The organism is Micromonospora sp. NPDC005367, assembly GCF_040606825.1.
Classification (GTDB): domain Bacteria; phylum Actinomycetota; class Actinomycetes; order Mycobacteriales; family Micromonosporaceae; genus Micromonospora.
In genome coordinates this window covers 244,210-260,000 of sequence record NZ_JBEXFP010000002.1, presented here as the reverse complement: position 1 = coordinate 260,000, position 15,791 = coordinate 244,210, and the positions used below count along the sequence as shown (strand labels likewise).

The 15,791-nt window shown below is 70.0% G+C and carries 17 protein-coding genes; 3 read left to right on the top strand and 14 right to left on the bottom strand.

Annotation, left to right across the window (positions count from 1 at the left end; genetic code table 11):
• Position 1: 1 nt before the first annotated feature.
• The 6 genes from ABZS42_RS02715 to mqnC form a co-directional block, all read right to left on the bottom strand.
• Positions 2 to 367 (bottom strand): NADH-quinone oxidoreductase subunit A, encoded by a 366-nt coding sequence (locus ABZS42_RS02715; RefSeq protein ID WP_076469129.1) that lies wholly within the window; start codon positions 365 to 367, stop codon positions 2 to 4.
• A gap of 133 nt (positions 368 to 500) precedes the next feature.
• Complete coding sequence (locus ABZS42_RS02710) at positions 501 to 1,778, bottom strand: geranylgeranyl reductase family protein (RefSeq protein WP_355141813.1); 1,278 nt, start codon at positions 1,776 to 1,778, stop codon at positions 501 to 503.
• Positions 1,779 to 1,938: 160 nt separating this feature from the next.
• Positions 1,939 to 2,163, bottom strand: coding sequence for a hypothetical protein (locus tag ABZS42_RS02705; RefSeq protein WP_076469124.1), 225 nt, complete (start codon positions 2,161 to 2,163; stop codon positions 1,939 to 1,941).
• A 77-nt stretch (positions 2,164 to 2,240) separates the two neighbouring features.
• Positions 2,241 to 2,951 carry a demethylmenaquinone methyltransferase gene (locus ABZS42_RS02700; protein WP_355141811.1) on the bottom strand — a complete coding sequence of 237 codons (711 nt, stop codon included), beginning with the start codon at positions 2,949 to 2,951 and terminating at the stop codon, positions 2,241 to 2,243.
• A 103-nt stretch (positions 2,952 to 3,054) separates the two neighbouring features.
• Positions 3,055 to 4,293, bottom strand: coding sequence for an LPXTG cell wall anchor domain-containing protein (locus ABZS42_RS02695; protein WP_355141809.1), 1,239 nt, complete (start codon positions 4,291 to 4,293; stop codon positions 3,055 to 3,057).
• A gap of 178 nt (positions 4,294 to 4,471) precedes the next feature.
• Positions 4,472 to 5,656, bottom strand: coding sequence for a cyclic dehypoxanthinyl futalosine synthase (mqnC, locus tag ABZS42_RS02690; protein ID WP_355141922.1), 1,185 nt, complete (start codon positions 5,654 to 5,656; stop codon positions 4,472 to 4,474).
• A gap of 169 nt (positions 5,657 to 5,825) precedes the next feature.
• Here mqnC and ABZS42_RS02685 point away from each other — a divergent pair, with 169 nt between their 5' ends.
• The gene (locus ABZS42_RS02685; RefSeq protein ID WP_355141807.1) at positions 5,826 to 6,065 is read left to right on the top strand and encodes a hypothetical protein; all 240 of its coding nucleotides are present in this window, start codon (positions 5,826 to 5,828) and stop codon (positions 6,063 to 6,065) included.
• Positions 6,066 to 6,706: 641 nt separating this feature from the next.
• Here ABZS42_RS02685 and paaE read toward each other — a convergent pair.
• The 5 genes from paaE to paaA are packed head-to-tail and all read right to left on the bottom strand — an operon-like array spanning position 6,707 to position 10,394.
• Positions 6,707 to 7,816 carry a 1,2-phenylacetyl-CoA epoxidase subunit PaaE gene (gene paaE / locus ABZS42_RS02680; protein ID WP_355141805.1) on the bottom strand — a complete coding sequence of 370 codons (1,110 nt, stop codon included), beginning with the start codon at positions 7,814 to 7,816 and terminating at the stop codon, positions 6,707 to 6,709.
• Entirely contained in the window at positions 7,813 to 8,286 is a 474-nt protein-coding gene (paaD, locus tag ABZS42_RS02675; RefSeq protein WP_355141803.1) for a 1,2-phenylacetyl-CoA epoxidase subunit PaaD, read from the bottom strand. Before paaD ends, paaE begins: the two co-directional genes overlap by 4 nt.
• A gap of 34 nt (positions 8,287 to 8,320) precedes the next feature.
• The gene (gene paaC / locus ABZS42_RS02670) at positions 8,321 to 9,046 is read right to left on the bottom strand and encodes a 1,2-phenylacetyl-CoA epoxidase subunit PaaC (protein WP_355141801.1); all 726 of its coding nucleotides are present in this window, start codon (positions 9,044 to 9,046) and stop codon (positions 8,321 to 8,323) included.
• Positions 9,043 to 9,327 carry a 1,2-phenylacetyl-CoA epoxidase subunit PaaB gene (gene paaB / locus ABZS42_RS02665; protein WP_076469106.1) on the bottom strand — a complete coding sequence of 95 codons (285 nt, stop codon included), beginning with the start codon at positions 9,325 to 9,327 and terminating at the stop codon, positions 9,043 to 9,045. Before paaB ends, paaC begins: the two co-directional genes overlap by 4 nt.
• Positions 9,324 to 10,394: a 1,2-phenylacetyl-CoA epoxidase subunit PaaA gene (gene paaA, locus ABZS42_RS02660; protein ID WP_355141799.1), complete on the bottom strand. Its 1,071-nt coding sequence runs from the start codon at positions 10,392 to 10,394 to the stop codon at positions 9,324 to 9,326. Before paaA ends, paaB begins: the two co-directional genes overlap by 4 nt.
• 383 nt (positions 10,395 to 10,777) lie before the next feature.
• Between paaA and ABZS42_RS02655 the strand changes: the two genes are divergently transcribed.
• Together ABZS42_RS02655 and ABZS42_RS02650 are read left to right on the top strand one after the other, a co-directional pair.
• Positions 10,778 to 11,758 carry a hypothetical protein gene (locus ABZS42_RS02655; protein WP_355141797.1) on the top strand — a complete coding sequence of 327 codons (981 nt, stop codon included), beginning with the start codon at positions 10,778 to 10,780 and terminating at the stop codon, positions 11,756 to 11,758.
• Positions 11,758 to 12,696: a serine hydrolase gene (locus ABZS42_RS02650; RefSeq protein ID WP_355141795.1), complete on the top strand. Its 939-nt coding sequence runs from the start codon at positions 11,758 to 11,760 to the stop codon at positions 12,694 to 12,696. Before ABZS42_RS02655 ends, ABZS42_RS02650 begins: the two co-directional genes overlap by 1 nt.
• Before the next feature lie 93 nt (positions 12,697 to 12,789).
• Here the strand turns inward: ABZS42_RS02650 and ABZS42_RS02645 are convergent, their stop codons facing one another.
• Genes ABZS42_RS02645 through ABZS42_RS02635 form a run of 3 tightly spaced genes read right to left on the bottom strand, consistent with a single transcriptional unit; the run spans position 12,790 to position 15,622 of the window.
• The gene (locus tag ABZS42_RS02645; protein ID WP_355141793.1) at positions 12,790 to 13,644 is read right to left on the bottom strand and encodes a menaquinone biosynthesis protein; all 855 of its coding nucleotides are present in this window, start codon (positions 13,642 to 13,644) and stop codon (positions 12,790 to 12,792) included.
• Positions 13,645 to 13,677: 33 nt separating this feature from the next.
• On the bottom strand, positions 13,678 to 14,997 hold the full coding sequence (locus ABZS42_RS02640) for an MFS transporter (protein ID WP_355141791.1): 1,320 nt from the start codon (positions 14,995 to 14,997) through the stop codon (positions 13,678 to 13,680).
• A 43-nt stretch (positions 14,998 to 15,040) separates the two neighbouring features.
• Positions 15,041 to 15,622, bottom strand: a complete 582-nt coding sequence (locus tag ABZS42_RS02635; protein ID WP_355141789.1) for a metalloregulator ArsR/SmtB family transcription factor — start codon at positions 15,620 to 15,622, stop codon at positions 15,041 to 15,043.
• Positions 15,623 to 15,791 lie beyond the last annotated feature (169 nt).

The window sequence follows — 15,791 nt, the reverse complement described above, 5'->3', positions numbered from 1 at the left end:
CTCAGTCCCAGTCCAGGCCGCCACGCCGCCACACGTAGGCGTACGCGACGAAGACCGCGACGATGAACAGGACCATCTCCACGAAGCCGAAGATCGGCAGGGCGTCGAACGAGACCGCCCACGGGTAGAGGAAGATGATCTCGATGTCGAAGACGATGAAGAGCATCGCCGTCAGGTAGAACTTGATCGGGAAACGCCCGCCGCCCACCGGCTGCGGGCTGGGCTCGATGCCGCACTCGTACGCCTCGAGTTTGGCCTTGTTGTATCGCCGGGGGCCGGCGAAGCGGGCGGCAGCCACGGAGAACAGCGCGAACGCCGCGGCGAGGGCGAACAGCCCGATGATGGGTGCGTAAGGCGAGAGCGACATCTTCTTCTCCTGCTCGTCCTTCCCTGCCCTCGTTGACGAGAATCACACTATTCACGTCCCCCGAAGTGTTCGCCGCCGGGGGGCGGGTCTGTCCGACCGGTCCGGTCCCTTCGCAGGTCACCGGGGGTCTATGTCATACCGCCGGCGCCACCCGGGTCATCGCATTGATGACCCGGTCCATCGCGTCCCCGCCGCGCGGGTCGGTCAGGTTGGCCAACAGCTTCAACACGAAGCGCATCAGCGTCGGGTGCGGCATGCCGTGCTTCGTCGCCATCCGCATGACCTCGGGGCGGCCGATGAGCTTCACGAACACGCCGCCGAGCCGGTAGTAGCCGCCGAACCGGGCCTTGAGTTCGGTCGGGTACGCCTGCAACGCCCGCTCGCGCTCCACGCCGGCCGGTCGGGCCAACGCCTGCACGACGACCTCCGCGGCCAGCTCGCCGGATTCCATGGCATACGCGATGCCCTCGCCGTTGAAGGGGTTCACCATGCCGCCGGAGTCACCGACCAGCAGCACCCCGCGGGTGTAGTGCGGGACGCGGTTGAAGCCCATCGGCAGGGCGGCGCCGAGGATCGGACCGTCCGCATTGGTCTCGTCGGTCATCCCCCAGTCCTCGGGGGTGTTCGCCAGCCAGTCCGTGAGCAGCCGGCGGTAGTTCGTCTTGCCGAACGCGGAGGACGAGTTGAGTACGCCGAGCCCCACGTTGACCCGACCGTCACCGAGACCGAAGATCCAGCCGTAGCCGGGCAGCAGGTTGTCGCCGCTCTCCTTGCTACGCAGTTCGAGCCAGGACTCCAGGTAGTCGTCGTCGTGCTTGGCCGGGGAACGGTAGTAGCGGCGCACGGCCACCCCGATCGGCCGGTCCTCGCGCTTGGCCAGCCCGAGTGCGAGAGGGAAGCGGCCGGAGACGCCGTCGGCCGCGACCACCAGCGGGGCGTGGAAGGTGGCGGGGGCCTTGTCCGGCCCGACCTCGGCCTGAACACCGATCGCGCGGCCGTCGGCGTCGAGCACCGGGCCGACGACGTTGGTGTTCGTGTGCAGCGTGGCGCCGGCGGCGACGGCGCGCTCGGAGAGCAGTTGGTCGAAGTCCATCCGGGTACGGACCAGGCCGTAGTTGGGGAAGCTCGCGAGGTCGGGCCAGTCCAGCTCCAGCCGGATACCGCCGCCGATCACCCGCAGCCCCCGGTTGTGCAGCCACCCGGCCTCGGGCGAGGTGTCCACACCCATCCGGATCAGCTGGCGCACGGCGCGCGGGGTCAGCCCGTCGCCACAGACCTTCTCCCGCGGGAACTCGGTCTTCTCCAGCAACAGCACCCGTACCCCGTGCCGGGCCAGGTGGTATGCCGTAGCCGAGCCACCGGGACCGGCGCCCACGACGATCACGTCGGCGTCATGCTCCACCGCGGACATCCGCGCCTCCTCCCGCCTGCTCGTGAAATGCTTCACAAGCCAACCGCTGGGAGTCTATGACCGACGTCTCATCCCCGCGTGACCAGGGGGGCCTAAGTTACCGATGTGACACCTTCGGGCGCATCGAGAGCAGTCGGTGTCAGGTTTCTTCGGCGCGACCTCAGGCCCGGCTGGGGGCATCGAGGCCCGCGTCGACGCGGATCGTTTCGGGGAGATGGTCGCGCAGCGCGCCACCGGCCGCGCGGTCCAACGCGGCGAGCACCTCGGCCACCACCTGACGGACGTCGGCCGGGTCGGCGCCGGCCAGCTCCCGCAGCTGCGCGATGAGTTCGGCCGCGTCGTCGTCGGTGGCGTCCACCCGGTCCGCCGGCTCTGGTCCCGTCATGGGGGCGAGCTTACGACGCAAAGTGGACTAAAGACGGATTTTCGCAGAAAAGTGACTGGGTGATTGCGGCCTTCCGACTACTCGCGGACGGCCCGGTGCAGAGCGACGACCCCGCCGGTCAGATTCCGCCAGGCCACCTTCTGCCAGCCGGCCGCGCCGACCCGCGCGGCGAGCGCCGGCTGGTCGGGCCAGACCCGGATCGACTCGGCGAGATAGACGTACGCGTCGGGGTTGCTGGAGACCGTACGGGCGACCGCCGGCAGCGAGCGCATCAGGTAGGAGAGGTAGACGGTGCGGAAAGCCGGGTTGACCGGGGTGCTGAACTCGCACACCACCAGCCGGCCACCGGGCCTGGTGACCCGGGCCAGCTCACGCAGCGCGGCATCGGCGTCGGCGACGTTGCGCAACGCGAAGGAGATGGTCACCGCGTCGAAGCTCGCGTCGGCGAACGGCAGCCGCAGCGCGTCCCCGGCCAGCAACGGCACATTGGGCCGGCTGTGCTTGCCGGCGTACAGCATGCCGAGGGAGAGGTCCGCGCCGACCGCGTACGCCCCGGACTGGGCCAGTTCCTCGGTCGAGACCCCGGTGCCGGCGCCCACGTCGAGCACCCGCTCGCCGGGGCGCAGCCCGAGCGCGGCCCGGGTGGCCCGCCGCCAGAACCGGTCCTGTCCGAAGGAGAGGACCGTGTTCGTCAGGTCGTAACGTGCCGCCACACCGTCGAACATCGCGGCGACCTCGTGCGGCTGCTTGTCCAGGCTGGCGCGCTGGCCGTAGGGGGTGCGACTCACCCCTCCACTCTGCCAGCCGCCCTTCACGGGAGCGCCGGTGGGTTCGACGTACGCGAAGGGGCGAGGTGACGTGCGTCACCCCACCCCTTCTCAGCGGTACGCGTCAATCGGTCGACTTCTCGTCGCCCGGAGCCACCAGCACGACCCGGCGCCGCCGGGACATCAGCATCAGCGCGCCACCGGCCAGCAGGATCGCCCCGCCGATGCCACCGATCAGGCTGACCTGCACACCGGTCACCGGCAGGCCGCCGTCACCACCGCCACCACCCGGGGCCGGGGTGGTGGTCGCCGGGCTCGGGGACGCCGTCGGCTCACCGGTCGGCGTGACGCTGGGCGAAGGGGACGGCGTGGGCTGCGTCGACAGCTCCACGAACGCCTCGAAGAGCGCCTGGTTGTCGCCGAGGTCCACCTCGGTGAAGGCCTTGCGCTGCTGCGCGGTGGCGACCCGCGCCGGCTCGACCGGCTGGCCCTCGGCCACGTCCAGGCTGATCGCGAAGAGCTCACCATCCTTGAGCACCGGCTCGGTGACGTCGTCACCGACCTTCACCCGCACGTCGGTGGTGTAGTACTCCCCCGGCCTGAGCACCGCACCGGGGTCGTCGCAGAGCAACTGGGCCTTGCCGCCGACGGTCTCCTGCTCGACGCAGCCCTCCGGCGTCTGCGCGAAACTCACGCCCGCCGGCAGGGTCAGCACGTACGAGATGCCCGTCGCCTTGCGGCTGCCGCCGTTGTAGATCGCCCAGTCGAGCGGCACGGTCTCGCCGCGTGGCACCGGCTTGAGGTCCGGCTCGTCCTGGACCGCGCCGTTGACCACAACGTTGGCCTGCACGTCCTGCACCCACGAGGTCAGGTCGTAGCCCGGCTTCGTCACGGTGATGTCGTGCACGACCTTCCGGTCATCCGCCTGGTTGTCGGCGTTGGCCGCGCTGACCTCCACCTCCAACGAACCGGCGTCACCCTTCCCGCCCTTCGAGAAGAGCGGAATGCCGAAGTCCTCGACGGTCCCGCCGCGCAGGTCGCCGAGGACGCAGGTGAAGGCGGTACCCGTCAGCTGGCAGCCGTCCGGCACCAGGAAACCGACCTTCTTCGGCCTCAGGCCCGCCGTCTCGACCTTGACCGTCACGCTCTCCGCGTCGACCGCGCTCGTGTTGTTGATCTGGAACTTGAACGGCTTGGCCTTGGCCTCCTTGACGCCCTTGGCCAGGTCGTAGCTCAGCGGGATCAAGTGCAGCTCCGCCTGATCGGCGGCGTGTGCCGGGGCGGCCACGGCGGCCAGGCCGCCGGCCGCGACCAGGGCCACGGCACCGGCGCGCGCCAAGGCGGAGCGGTGGAACGGTTTCATCGGTCCCCCGGGGGAATGAGGAAGAAGAAGTGGCTTCACGAACCCGAGCGGACATTATCGAACGCCGATGTGCCGCGCCAGCGCCGGAGGTGCGAATTCATCCGTCCGTCCGGGGTCGGATCAACGGTGCGGGCGAGATGGTCAGCCATCCCGCCCGCGCCGCTCGGGGCTCCTCCGGTCAGTTGGCCTGGACCAGCGGCAGGGACTTCCCGACACCCCCACCCGGGAGGGCGATCGAGGAGAAGTGCGAGACCACCCGGTCGTCGGTCGGGTCGTCCTCCGGGGTCCAGTGCACGGCGAGCCGGTGGTAGAGCGTGTCCCGCTGAGCCGGGATCCGCCCGGCCGTACGGATCATCGAGATCAGCTCGTGCAGGTTGGACCGGTGCCGGGCCCCGGCCGAGGAGATGACGTTCTCCTCCAGCATGATCGAGCCGAGGTCGTCCACTCCCATGTGCAGCGCGAGCTGGCCGGCGTCCTTGCCGGTGGTCAGCCAGGACGCCTGCAGGTGCGGCACGGTCTCGAAGAAGAGCCGGGCCACCGCGATCAGGCGCAGGTACTCCAGCGTGGTCGCCTGGGTGCGCCCCTTCAAATGGTTGTTCTCCGGCTGGTACGTCCACGGGATGAACGCGCGGAAGCCGCCGGTGCGGTCCTGCACGTCGCGGATCATCCGCAGGTGCTCGATCCGCTCCGCGTTGGTCTCGCCGGTGCCCATCATCATCGTCGCGGTGGACTCGAGGCCCTGCCGGTGCGCCAGCTCCATGACCTCCAGCCAGCGCTCGCCGGACTCCTTCAGCGGGGCGATGGCCTTACGCGGCCGATCGGGCAGCATCTCCGCTCCGGCGCCCGCAATCGAGTCGAGCCCCGCCGCCTTGATCCGGGCGATCGCCTCGTCCAGGCTCACTGCGGAGACCTTGGCCATGTGCAGGATCTCGCTCGGACCGATCGAGTGAATCGCCAGCTGGGGATACACCTGCTTGACCGCGGAGAACAGCTCCTCGTAGTACTCCACGCCGTACTCCGGGTGGTGCCCGCCCTGGAGCATCACCTGGGTGGCGCCCAGATCGACCGCCTCGCCGCAGCGACGCAGGATCTCCTCGGTCGAGTGGGTCCAGCCCTCGCTGTGCTTCGGCGCCCGGTAGAAGGCGCAGAACTTGCACGCCGTCACGCAGACGTTCGTGTAGTTGATGTTGCGGTCGATCAGATACGTGACGATGTTGTCCGGGTAGCGCCGGCGGCGCACCGCATCGGCTGCCTCGCCGAGGGCGTGGAAGGGCGCGTCGGTGTAGAGAAGCAGAGCCTCCTCGGGCGTGATCCGCCCGCCGTCCGCGCCGCGCTGCAGGATGTCGTCGATCTCCCTCACCATCACACCCCGAGCCTACGCCGACCGGCGCAGAGCGCTCTGGACGGGCGTTCCGGGCCGCACATCCCGACCCACTGGTCAGAAAAACAATTTCAAGATCAGAAGAAAGATGTATTCACGTCGTTGACAACTTGGACAAACGTCTATCACCGCTCACCCCTCGGAGGCACAAGTGGGCGACGACCAGGCGGCACTAAGCATCACGGCTCGATGCCGAGAGGATGACGGGCTCACGGAGGCAACCCCCGGCGAACTGCGAGACGAACTCGGTTACAAGAAGCTTGGCCGTTGGGTACTGGCCGAGATTGCAGACACGCTCAAAGCCGCGGGGCTAGGGTTCTTTCCCCCCGAACGGCTCAACGCTGAATTGAATACCGAGCCGCGCCAGTGGCATCTGGATCTACCAGCGTGACGGCGGGTCACGAGCGCGGGTCATCGACGCAGCTCTTCAGCCGGACGAATGCGACGTGCGCGGCGTGCTGGACGGGATTGGGGCCGAAAACCTGGCAGCGCTCAGCCCCGCAGAACGGCTCGCACGCATTCGCGAGATCGCCAACGCGTAGGCGATCGGCAACCAGCACCCGATGGAAGGAGGCGGATGGTGAGCGCCCAGTTGTTCGTGGAGGAGACCAAGGAGCGGGGGTTGCTCATCGCCGTCGCCGTGGTGCTCACGCCGAACCTCGCGCCCGCCTGCAAGGTGATGCTCGGCTGGTCATTGAGCGAGACGACTCGACACTCAAGGCAGATCGCCGACTCTTGTTCGATGAGGTTCAGAGAGCCGGGCTGTCCGACACGCTGCGATACGACCATCTGCGGGCACACGAGGAGTGCCTGCTCGCGATCCCTGACGTGCTCGCGTGGTGCTGGGCCAAACGAGGCCGGTGGAGGGCCGCCGTCCACCGGACGGTGATCGAATCACATCAGCTGTAAAGCGCGAAACCCGGCCCACCCACCGTCCGGAAGGCTGCCGGGTCCACTTCCAAGTGCTACTGCTCTTGGCGGTTGCAGCCGCCCTCCCGTCGCAGTGACCAACAACCCGCTTCGGGGTCACCGTCAGGCGTCGTAGTCGACGACGAGCTTGTCGGTGACCGGACTCGACTGGCAGGTCAGGACGTAGCCGGCGCGGATCTCGTCAGGCTCCAGGGCATAGTTGCGGGCCATCTCGACCTCGCCCTCCACCACCTTCGCCTTGCAGGTCGAGCAGACCCCACCCTTGCAGGCGTACGGCAGCTCGCCGCGAACCTTCAACGCCGCGTCCAGCACCCGCTCGTCACGACGCATGGTGAGGCTCGACGATCGGCCGTCCAGCACGATCGTCACCTCCGTCCCGGCCCCGGCCTCGTCCACGGGCCGGCGCGGCGGCTCCGGCGGGGCGTCGACGTGGAACAGTTCCGTGTGCACCGCCGACTCCGCAACGCCACGCGCGGCGAGCGTTTCCCGGACGTCGACCACCATGCCGTACGGGCCGCAGAGGAACCACTCCTCGATGCGCTCGCCCGGCACGATCGTCTCCAGCAGGCGGACCATCCGGTCGGCGTCGATCCGCCCGGAGAGCAGCGGCGATTCGCCCTGTTCCCGGGAGAGCACGTGCACCAGGTGCAGCCGGGTGGGGTATCGATCCTTCAGGTCGGCCAGTTCCTCGGCGAACATCACGGTGTTCGTGCGCCGGTTGCCGTACACCAGGGTGAAGGTGCTGGCCGGCTCCACGGCGAGCGCGGTCGAGACCAGCGCGAGCACCGGGGTGATGCCGGAGCCGGCCACGATCGCGCCGTAGTGACGGGCGCGGCCCGGGTCGAACGCGGACGTGAAGTGGCCGAGCGGGGGCAGCACGTCGATGGTCTCGCCGCCGCGCAGCACTCCGCAGGCGAAGGTGGAGAAGGCGCCATCGGGCACCTCCCGCACGCCGATCCGCAGCCGGCCGTGCCGAACCAGGTCGTCCGGTGTGGAGCAGATCGAGTACGACCGGCGCACGTCGGTGCCGTCCTCGGCGGCACGCCGGACGGTCAGGTGCTGCCCGGCGCGGAACGCGAACGTTTCCCGCAGCTCCTCGGGCACGGCGAAGGTGATCGCCACGGCATCGTCGGTGAGCCGGTCGACGGCGGCGACCGGGAGCGGGTGGAAGACGGGCCGGCGACGGACCGGCCGGGTGATGGTGACTGTCACAGCGCCTTCAGGTGGTCGAAGGGTTCGGAGCAGGAGCGGCACCGCCAGAGCGCCTTGCACGCGGTGGAGCCGAAGTGACTGAGCTGTTCGGTCTTCGGCGAGCCGCACCGGGGGCAGCGCACCGAGAGGGTCAGCGGTACGACGCCGGGCGCGCGCGCCGGCTGCGGCGGCGCGATGCCGGCGGCGGCCAGCTTCGCCCGGCCGGACTCGGAGATCCAGTCGGTGCTCCACGCCGGGGCGTGGACGGTGCGGACCTCGGCGTCCGGATGGCCGGCCGCGGTCAGCGCGCGGCGGATGTCGGCGCGGATCACGTCCATCGCCGGGCAGCCCGTGTACGTGGGGGTGATGGTGACGATCACCCGGCCGGTCGCCGGGTCCTCGTCGACCGACCGCAGGATGCCCAGCTCGTCGATGGTGAGCACCCGGATCTCCGGGTCCACCACCGCCGCCGCGGCCTCCCTCGGATTCACCGCCGCCGCCCTCCGTTCACGACTGCGGGGCTGTTCACCACGTCGCCCCCGGGTGGGCCCGGTGCAGCACCTGCATCTCGGCGAGCAGGTACGACAGGTGCTCGGTGTGCACGCCGTCCCGCCCGCCGGCCGGCGCCCAGCCGGTCTCCGGCCGGGTCAGCGTGGCCTCGGTCAGCACCGCCGCCACGGTCGCGTCGAACTCCGCCCGCAGGGTGGCCGGGTCGACCGGCGCGCCGGGGGCGGCGGCGAAGAGTTCCGCCACGTACGGCCAGACCTGGTCGACCGCCGCCTGCATCCGGCGGTGCGACTCCTCGGTGCCGTCACCGAGCCGCTTCACCCAGAGCGAGGCGTGATCGAGGTGGTAAGCCGACTCCTTGCGCGTCTTGGACCCGATGGCGGCGAGCCGCTCGTCGGCACACTCGGCGAGCGCGGTGTAGAGCGGCAGCTGGTACGCCGACAGGAAGAGCAGCTTCGCCATGGTGACCGCGAAGTCGTCGTTGGGCTGCTCGACCAGGAGACAGTTGCGGAACTCCCGGTCGTCGCGCAGGTAGGCGAACGCGTCCTCGTCCCGCCCGGCGCCCTCCAGCTCACCCGCGTACGTGAGCAGCAGCCGGGCCGCGCCGAGCTGGTCGAGGGCGATGTTCGCCAGCGCGATGTCCTCTTCCATCTCCGGCGCGCGGGTGGTCCACTCGGCGAGCCGCTGCGCGGCGATCAGCGCGTCGTCGCCGAGGCCGAGGGTGAATTCGAAGGGGCCGTTCACAGGTGCGCCACGCCGTCCGGCACCTCGTAGAAGGTGGGGTGGCGGTAGACCTTGTCGGCCGCCGGGTCGAAGAAGGCGTCCTTCTCGTCCGGGCTCGACGCGGTGATCGCGCTCGCCGGCACCACCCAGATCGACACACCTTCCTGCCGTCGGGTGTAGAGGTCGCGGGCGTTGCGCAGGGCCAGCTCCGCGTCCGGGGCGTGCAGACTCCCGACGTGGGTGTGCGACAACCCGCGCCGCGCCCGGACGAAGACCTCCCACAGAGGCGACGGATCGGTCACGCTGCCACCTTCTCCTTGTTCTCCGCCGCCCGCTTGGCGGCGTACGCCGTGGCGGCCTCGCGTACCCAGGCCCCGTCGGCGTGGGCCTGGCGGCGGTGGGCCATCCGCTGCCGGTTGCACGGCCCGTCGCCCTTGATGACCCGCATCAGCTCGTCGTAGTCGGGCTGGGTGTAGTCGTACGCCTGCCGCTCGTCGTTCCAGCGCAGGTCGGGGTCGGGAATGGTCAGGCCGAGGATCTCGGCCTGCTGCACGCACATGTCGACGAAGCGCTGGCGCAGCTCGTCGTTCGAGAAGCGCTTGATCTTCCAGGCCATCGACTGCGTGGAGTGCGTCGACTCGCCGTCAGGTGGGCCGAACATCGCCAGCGACGGATACCACCAGCGGTCCAGCGCGTCCTGGGCCATCGCCTTCTGCTCGGCGGTGCCGTGGGAAAGTGTGTGCAGGATCTCGTAGCCCTGCCGTTGGTGGAACGACTCCTCCTTGCAGATGCGGATCATTGCGCGGGCGTACGGCCCGTAGGAGCACCGGCACAGCGGCACCTGGTTGACGATCGCGGCGCCGTCGACCAGCCAGCCGATGGCACCGACGTCCGCCCAGGTGAGGGTGGGGTAGTTGAAGATCGAGCTGTACTTCTGCCGGCCGTTCAGGAGCAGGTCGACCAGCTCGTCGCGGCTGATCCCGAGGGTCTCGGCGGCAGCATAGAGGTAGAGCCCGTGCCCGGCCTCGTCCTGAACCTTGGCGAGCAGGATCGCCTTGCGCTTGAGCGACGGCGCCCGGCTGATCCAGTTTCCTTCCGGCTGCATGCCGATGATCTCGGAGTGTGCGTGCTGGGCGATCTGCCGGATGAGCGTCTTGCGGTACGCCTCCGGCATCCAGTCGCGTGGCTCGATCTTCTGGTCCGCCTCGACGACCTCGGCGAAGAACCCCGCCAGGTCGTCGTCGGACGCGGGCGCGCCCCGCCGCTGTCGGGCCGCCGCCTCGCGCAGGGCGGCCTCGGCCGCCTCGACCTCACCGAGCAGGCCGCCGCCGGATGCCTCCTCCGGGGCGCCGAAGTCGTTGCCATACATGACGACAAGTGTTACAGCTCACGACCGGATACACCAGGGGGTGTAATAGGAATCCGAGCACATCTTCCGAATCGGAACGTCGGCCGATCCCCGCCTCCCTTACGGAACTTTTAAGGACAGTCCGGATAACGTGCCTTACGGAACAAAGATGAACCATCCCGTAAGTCGCATAACGGGTCTATATCCCGCCTTCACGGCAACTTGCCAGGTGCCAGGCGCTGGCATATCGCGGCTGCGGACGTAGACTTCCGACGTCGCACCGATCGGCTGGCGACAATCGCCGTCCCCACGGGCTGTGGACCATCCCCGGCCTGGGCGATCAGCCGGGCCGTCCTGACAGAAAGCCGGTCCCCCCGGCCCCTACATCTGGAGCTCACCCACTCATGCGTTCCCGCGTGACCATGGTGCTCGCCGTCGCGGCAGTCCTCCTCGGTAGCGCCTTGATCGTTCCGACCGCCTACGCCCGCCTTTCCAGCGACGGCGGCAGCAGCGGTGGAGGTGGCGGGGCCAGCGTCGCGGCGCCCGCACCCACCCCACCGCCACCGCCGACCCTGGCCGCCGGGCCGGTCTCGGTGGACTTCGACGGCGAGTTCTTCTCGTGGGCCCTCATGGACCGGAAGACCGGCAAGATCTCCGGGTCGAAGAACATGGCCTCGACCAGCTCGACCGAGTCGATGATCAAAGCCTGGATCGTCAGCGACTACCTGCGCCAGCTCGACGACAAGAAGCCTCCGGCCGACATGTTGAAGGCGGCCAGCCTCGCCATCCGGGACAGCAACGACGACGCCGCCAACGAGGTCTACTACGCCGCCGGCGGCTCGTACCAGAAGCTGCCGAACGGCCAGCCGAGCCCGGTGATCAAGCGGGCGATCAGCATCTGCGGCCTCACCGACACCAGGCGCGGCAACGTGCCCAAGTTCGAGGGCTGGTGGAGCTTCACCCGGATGTCCCCGCGCGACGCCGTCCGGCTCGGTGACTGCATCGCCGACGGCAAGGCGGCCGGCCCGAAGTGGACCAAGTGGGTGCTCGACGAGATGAGCAAGGTCCGCGGCAGCGTGAAAGAGCAGAAGAAGGAGTCCGGCGGCGGCAAGTGGGGGATCATCGACGGCCTACCGGCGTCGATCAAGGCACAGGGACCGGTCAGCATCAAGAACGGCTGGACCCAGCTGGCGTACGACAGCAACTGGCACGTCAACTGCCTCGCCGTCACGGACAAGTGGAGTCTCGCGGTGATGATGCGGTACCCGGCCAGTCGCAGCCTCTCCTACGCTGCCAAGGCCTGTGCCAGCGTGGCCACCCAGTTGGTGACCCCGCAGCCCGGCGCCGTGCTCAAGGTGCCGCAGCAGCCGGCCGGGAAGCTCTGATGGCCGGCAACCGGCGCAACCGGGACGCATCCCCGCTGCGGCTGATCGCCGTCGCAGTGATCCTCATCGGCCTGGTGCTCGTATCGCTGCGCCTGCTGCCCGGCTCGCCGTTCGTGTCCCAGGCCGCGGCGACCTGGGGCGCGGGCGCCGGCGAAGATACGCGGGCCACCAACGTGCCCGGCGACCGCAGCAACCGGCCCTCGGCGGAGCCGAGCAACAGCCCGTCCCTGCCACCGCTGCCGTTCGAGGCCAAGGACCTCGACCTCGACATCGAGGGCTGGTACGGATGGGCCGTCCTGGACCGGCGGACCGGCGAGATCATCGGCTCGAAGACCATGGACGAGACCAGCACCACCGCCTCGCTGATCAAGTCCTGGGTCGTCGCCGACTACCTGCGCCGGGCCGACGAGAACGGGCAGAAGCCGAGTGACGCCAAACTCGCCGACGCCACCATGATCATCCGGGACAGTGACAACACCCGGGCCGAGCAGTTCTACAACAGCGTCGGACGGTCCGCCTCGATCAAGCGCGCGATCTCGATGTGCGGCCTCACGGACAGCAGCGTCGCTCCCGACGGCGGCTGGAGCCGTACCGCCCTCTCCCCCCGGGACGTGGCCCGCCTCGGTAACTGCATCGCCGAGGGCAAGGCCGCGGGGCCCGAGTGGACCGACTGGCTGATCAACGAGATGCGCCAGGTCCGCGGCACGGGCGACTTCGGAATCCGGAAGGCGTTCCCGGCCGCGGAACGAAAGCAGATCGCCATCAAGAACGGGTGGATCGACCGGACCAGGGAGCAGGAGATGCACATCAACTGCCTGGCCATCGGCGACACCTGGACGATGGGCGTGATGGTCAAGTACCCGATCGACATGGGCTACGACTACGGCATGAAGAACTGCCAGAAGATCACCGAAGCCCTGCTCCGGGACGCCACCTGACCATCCTGAACGAACGAGAGACCGCCCTGGCCGCAGCGATGGCCAGGGCGGTCTCTCGTCGATGAGGCGGCAGGACGCGCCGAACGCGAGTGGTCAGCCGGCGAAGAAGGCGGGGCCGTCCGCCGGCAGTGCCGGCGCCTCGCCGAGGGCGGCGGCCCGCCGGGCGAACTCGCGCAGGCCGGCGACCTGCCGGTCGCCGAGGGAGAAGTCCAGGGTCCGGAAGTACGTGGCCAGGGTCTCCGCGTCGAACGGCTCCCAGCGGGCGCCCGCCTCCGCGACCTGGTCCAGCTCCGTCAGGGAGAGGTCACGGGAGCGCAGGAACGCCTCGTGCACCTCCTTGACCCGGCCGGGATGGGCCGCCGCGAAGTCGCGGCATACCGCCCAGACCGCGAAGACCATCGGCAGTCCGGTCCACTCCCGCCAGGCCTGCCCCAGGTCGGTGACCTCCAGACCCAGCTTCGGCGCCTCGTAGAGCGCGCGCAGCGCCACGTCACCGATGACCACGGCGGCATCCGCCTCCAGCAGCATCTGCGTCAGGTCCGGCGGGCAGCGGAAGTACTCGGGGCGCACTCCGTACCGCTCGCCGAGCAGCAGTTGCGCGAGCAGCACACCGGTCCGCGAGGTCGAGCCGAGCGCGACCCGGGCACCGTCCAGCTCGGCGAGCGGCCGGGTGGAGACGATGTTGACCGAGAGCACCGGCCCGTCGCTGCCGACCGCCAGGCCCGGCAGGAGCAGCAACTCGTCGGCGTGCCGCAGGTACTCGAGTTGCGAGATCGGCCCGATGTCCAGATCGCCGGTGACCAGCGCGGAGTTGAGCCGGTCCGGCGTGTCCTTGTACAGGTCCACGTCGATCAGCGCTCCGGATCGCATCAGCCCCCAGTAGATCGGGAGGCAGTTGAGGAACTGGATGTGCCCGACCCGAGGGCGGGCGATGCGATCAGCAGCCATGCCCTGACCGTATCCCCGCCCACGGGCATCGGCTCAGCGGCCCGGTGTGGGAGTGGCCAACCCCGCATCCGGCACGCGTGCCGCCTCCGCCCGCTCCTCCGGGGCCGGCGCTTCCGCGCCGCCCCCGACCGGGACCCGACCGTCGCGCTCGGCCCGCGCCGCTTTGGCGAGAGGTACGGCCAGCACCGCGACCGCGATCAGGCCGGCGACCCCGGCGGCGGCCACCAACGGCCGGGGGGCGAGCAGTTCGAGCAGGAACCCGCCCGCCAGGTAGCCCACCATCGACGCACCCTGCACTGCGCCCACGTACACGGCGAAGGCGCGGCCGCGGGCCGCCTCGGGCACGCGGCGGGCCAGCAGCACGTTGCCGAAGACATTGTCTCCTCCGTTGCAGATCCCCCCGGCGAGCCAGATCGGCACCAGCAGCGCCGCCGACGGCACGGCCGCCGACGCCAGGACCGCCAGGCAGCATCCACCGAGCAGCGCGAGATTGCCGCCCGCGAGTGCCGCGTCGCCGCGGAGCCGTCCGGCCACCCGCGCGAAGATCCACGCACCGGCCAGGACACCCAGCGTCCAGCAGCCGGTCACCAGCCCGTACATCGTCGTCGTGCTGTGCAGCGTCTCGCGGATGAAGAAGACCTCCACGACGTTGATGGCACCGACCGCGCCGATCACCCCAGCCACACCGACGACCGTGGCGAGCAGCAGCGGATCGCGGCGTAGCCGCCAGACAGGCGCCGTACCGCCGCTGCCGACCCCGCTCGTCGTCACCGACCTGCGGCCACCCCGCCGGGTACGGATCAGGAGCCCGGCCCCCACGAGAGCGAGGTAGCTGGCCGCGTCGATCAGCAACGGGAGGCGTACCCCGAACCCGCCGACCAGCACACCGGCGAGAGCCGGGCCGGCGAGCACGCCGAGCGTGCCGGCCGACTGTTGCAGGGCGCTGGCGCGGGGCAGGTCCGTCGGCCGGACCATCGCGGGCACCAGGGCGGCGAGCACCGGTTGGGTCACCGCCAGACCGGCGGCGAGGAGCCCGACGAGGAGGATCACCAGCGCCGGTTGCGGGGTGTGCGCGAGCGCCAGGCAGATACCTGCCTGCGCCAGACCGACGACCACCAGCAGCGTGCGGCTGTCCACCCGGTCGGCGAGCCGCCCGGTCAGCGGGGCCAGCGCCACCAGCGGCAGGGTCGCGGCCAGCAGCAGGCCGGAGACGGCCAGGCCGCCGGCCCCGGCGCTCTGCAGGGTGAGGGTGAGCGCACTCGCGGCGAGGAAGTCGCCGCAGCTGGAGATGCCTCGGGCGGCGGTGACGAGCCAGACGTCCGACCAGCGCGACCGAGCAGTTGTGAAAGACATACTTCGAAAATATTCCTTCACAACTGCTCGGGGCAACCCCTGTTCACTCCAGCGGCAGCGCCTTGTAGTGGATCGAGACTGTCCGGGCGTCGGACGGCGGATCGGTACGCGTCCGCTTGCGGTACGGCTCCAGCAGCCGATCCACCGCATCGTTCAGCTCGGCGAGCTCCGCCGCGGTGATCAGAAGCTGGCTGTCGAAGAGCCGGGCGACGTCGTACCACTCGGGCGGCTCGGTCGACGCGCGCCGCAACCAGTTGCGGCTGCGCTCCAGCTCGACGGCGAGGAACGCCTCGACGAGCGCGGTCTGCGCCGCCACGGCCTCCGGCGCGGCGTCGCGACCAGCGTCCACCGTCCAGCTGGAGCCGACGGCCCGCCAGATCCGCTCCCGCGCGTCACCACGGCTCGGCGCCGGCTCGACCAGGCCGGCCTTGGCCAGCTCCCGCAGGTGGTAGCTGGTGGCGCTCGGCGAGAGGCCGACCACCTCGGCGCACTCCGTGGCGGTCGCACCCTCGGCGAGCGCACTCAGTTGTTCCATGATCGCGAGTCGGGCGGGATGAGCCAGCGCCCGCATCACCTGCGGGTCACTGACCATCACTCCGCGTCGCTCGGCAGGCGGCTCCGTCATACCCTCCATGATCCCGGCCGTTGCCCCACCTCGCCGTCCACCCCACCCGGCGCGCTCCCCGAGGGGGCCATCTCGGGGTACGCACCGGACCTGTCGCCCGGTTGCCCTGCCGCCTGGCAGCCCGGCCGCGCGGCAGCCTGGCGGCCCTGCCGCCCGGTTGGCCGGTTGG

What these genes read in the sequence shown, in the direction of transcription:
- ABZS42_RS02695 (WP_355141809.1), bottom strand. Translation starts at nt 4,293, where the DNA reads ATGAAACCGTTCCACCGCTCCGCCTTGGCGCGCGCCGGTGCCGTGGCC.
- paaA (WP_355141799.1), bottom strand. Translation starts at nt 10,394, where the DNA reads ATGTATGGCAACGACTTCGGCGCCCCGGAGGAGGCATCCGGCGGCGGC.
- ABZS42_RS02710 (WP_355141813.1), bottom strand. Translation starts at nt 1,778, where the DNA reads ATGTCCGCGGTGGAGCATGACGCCGACGTGATCGTCGTGGGCGCCGGT.
- ABZS42_RS02640 (WP_355141791.1), bottom strand. Translation starts at nt 14,997, where the DNA reads ATGTCTTTCACAACTGCTCGGTCGCGCTGGTCGGACGTCTGGCTCGTC.
- ABZS42_RS02715 (WP_076469129.1), bottom strand. Translation starts at nt 367, where the DNA reads ATGTCGCTCTCGCCTTACGCACCCATCATCGGGCTGTTCGCCCTCGCC.
- mqnC (WP_355141922.1), bottom strand. Translation starts at nt 5,656, where the DNA reads ATGGTGAGGGAGATCGACGACATCCTGCAGCGCGGCGCGGACGGCGGG.
- ABZS42_RS02705 (WP_076469124.1), bottom strand. Translation starts at nt 2,163, where the DNA reads ATGACGGGACCAGAGCCGGCGGACCGGGTGGACGCCACCGACGACGAC.
- ABZS42_RS02650 (WP_355141795.1), top strand. Translation starts at nt 11,758, where the DNA reads ATGGCCGGCAACCGGCGCAACCGGGACGCATCCCCGCTGCGGCTGATC.
- ABZS42_RS02635 (WP_355141789.1), bottom strand. Translation starts at nt 15,622, where the DNA reads ATGACGGAGCCGCCTGCCGAGCGACGCGGAGTGATGGTCAGTGACCCG.
- ABZS42_RS02645 (WP_355141793.1), bottom strand. Translation starts at nt 13,644, where the DNA reads ATGGCTGCTGATCGCATCGCCCGCCCTCGGGTCGGGCACATCCAGTTC.
- ABZS42_RS02655 (WP_355141797.1), top strand. Translation starts at nt 10,778, where the DNA reads ATGCGTTCCCGCGTGACCATGGTGCTCGCCGTCGCGGCAGTCCTCCTC.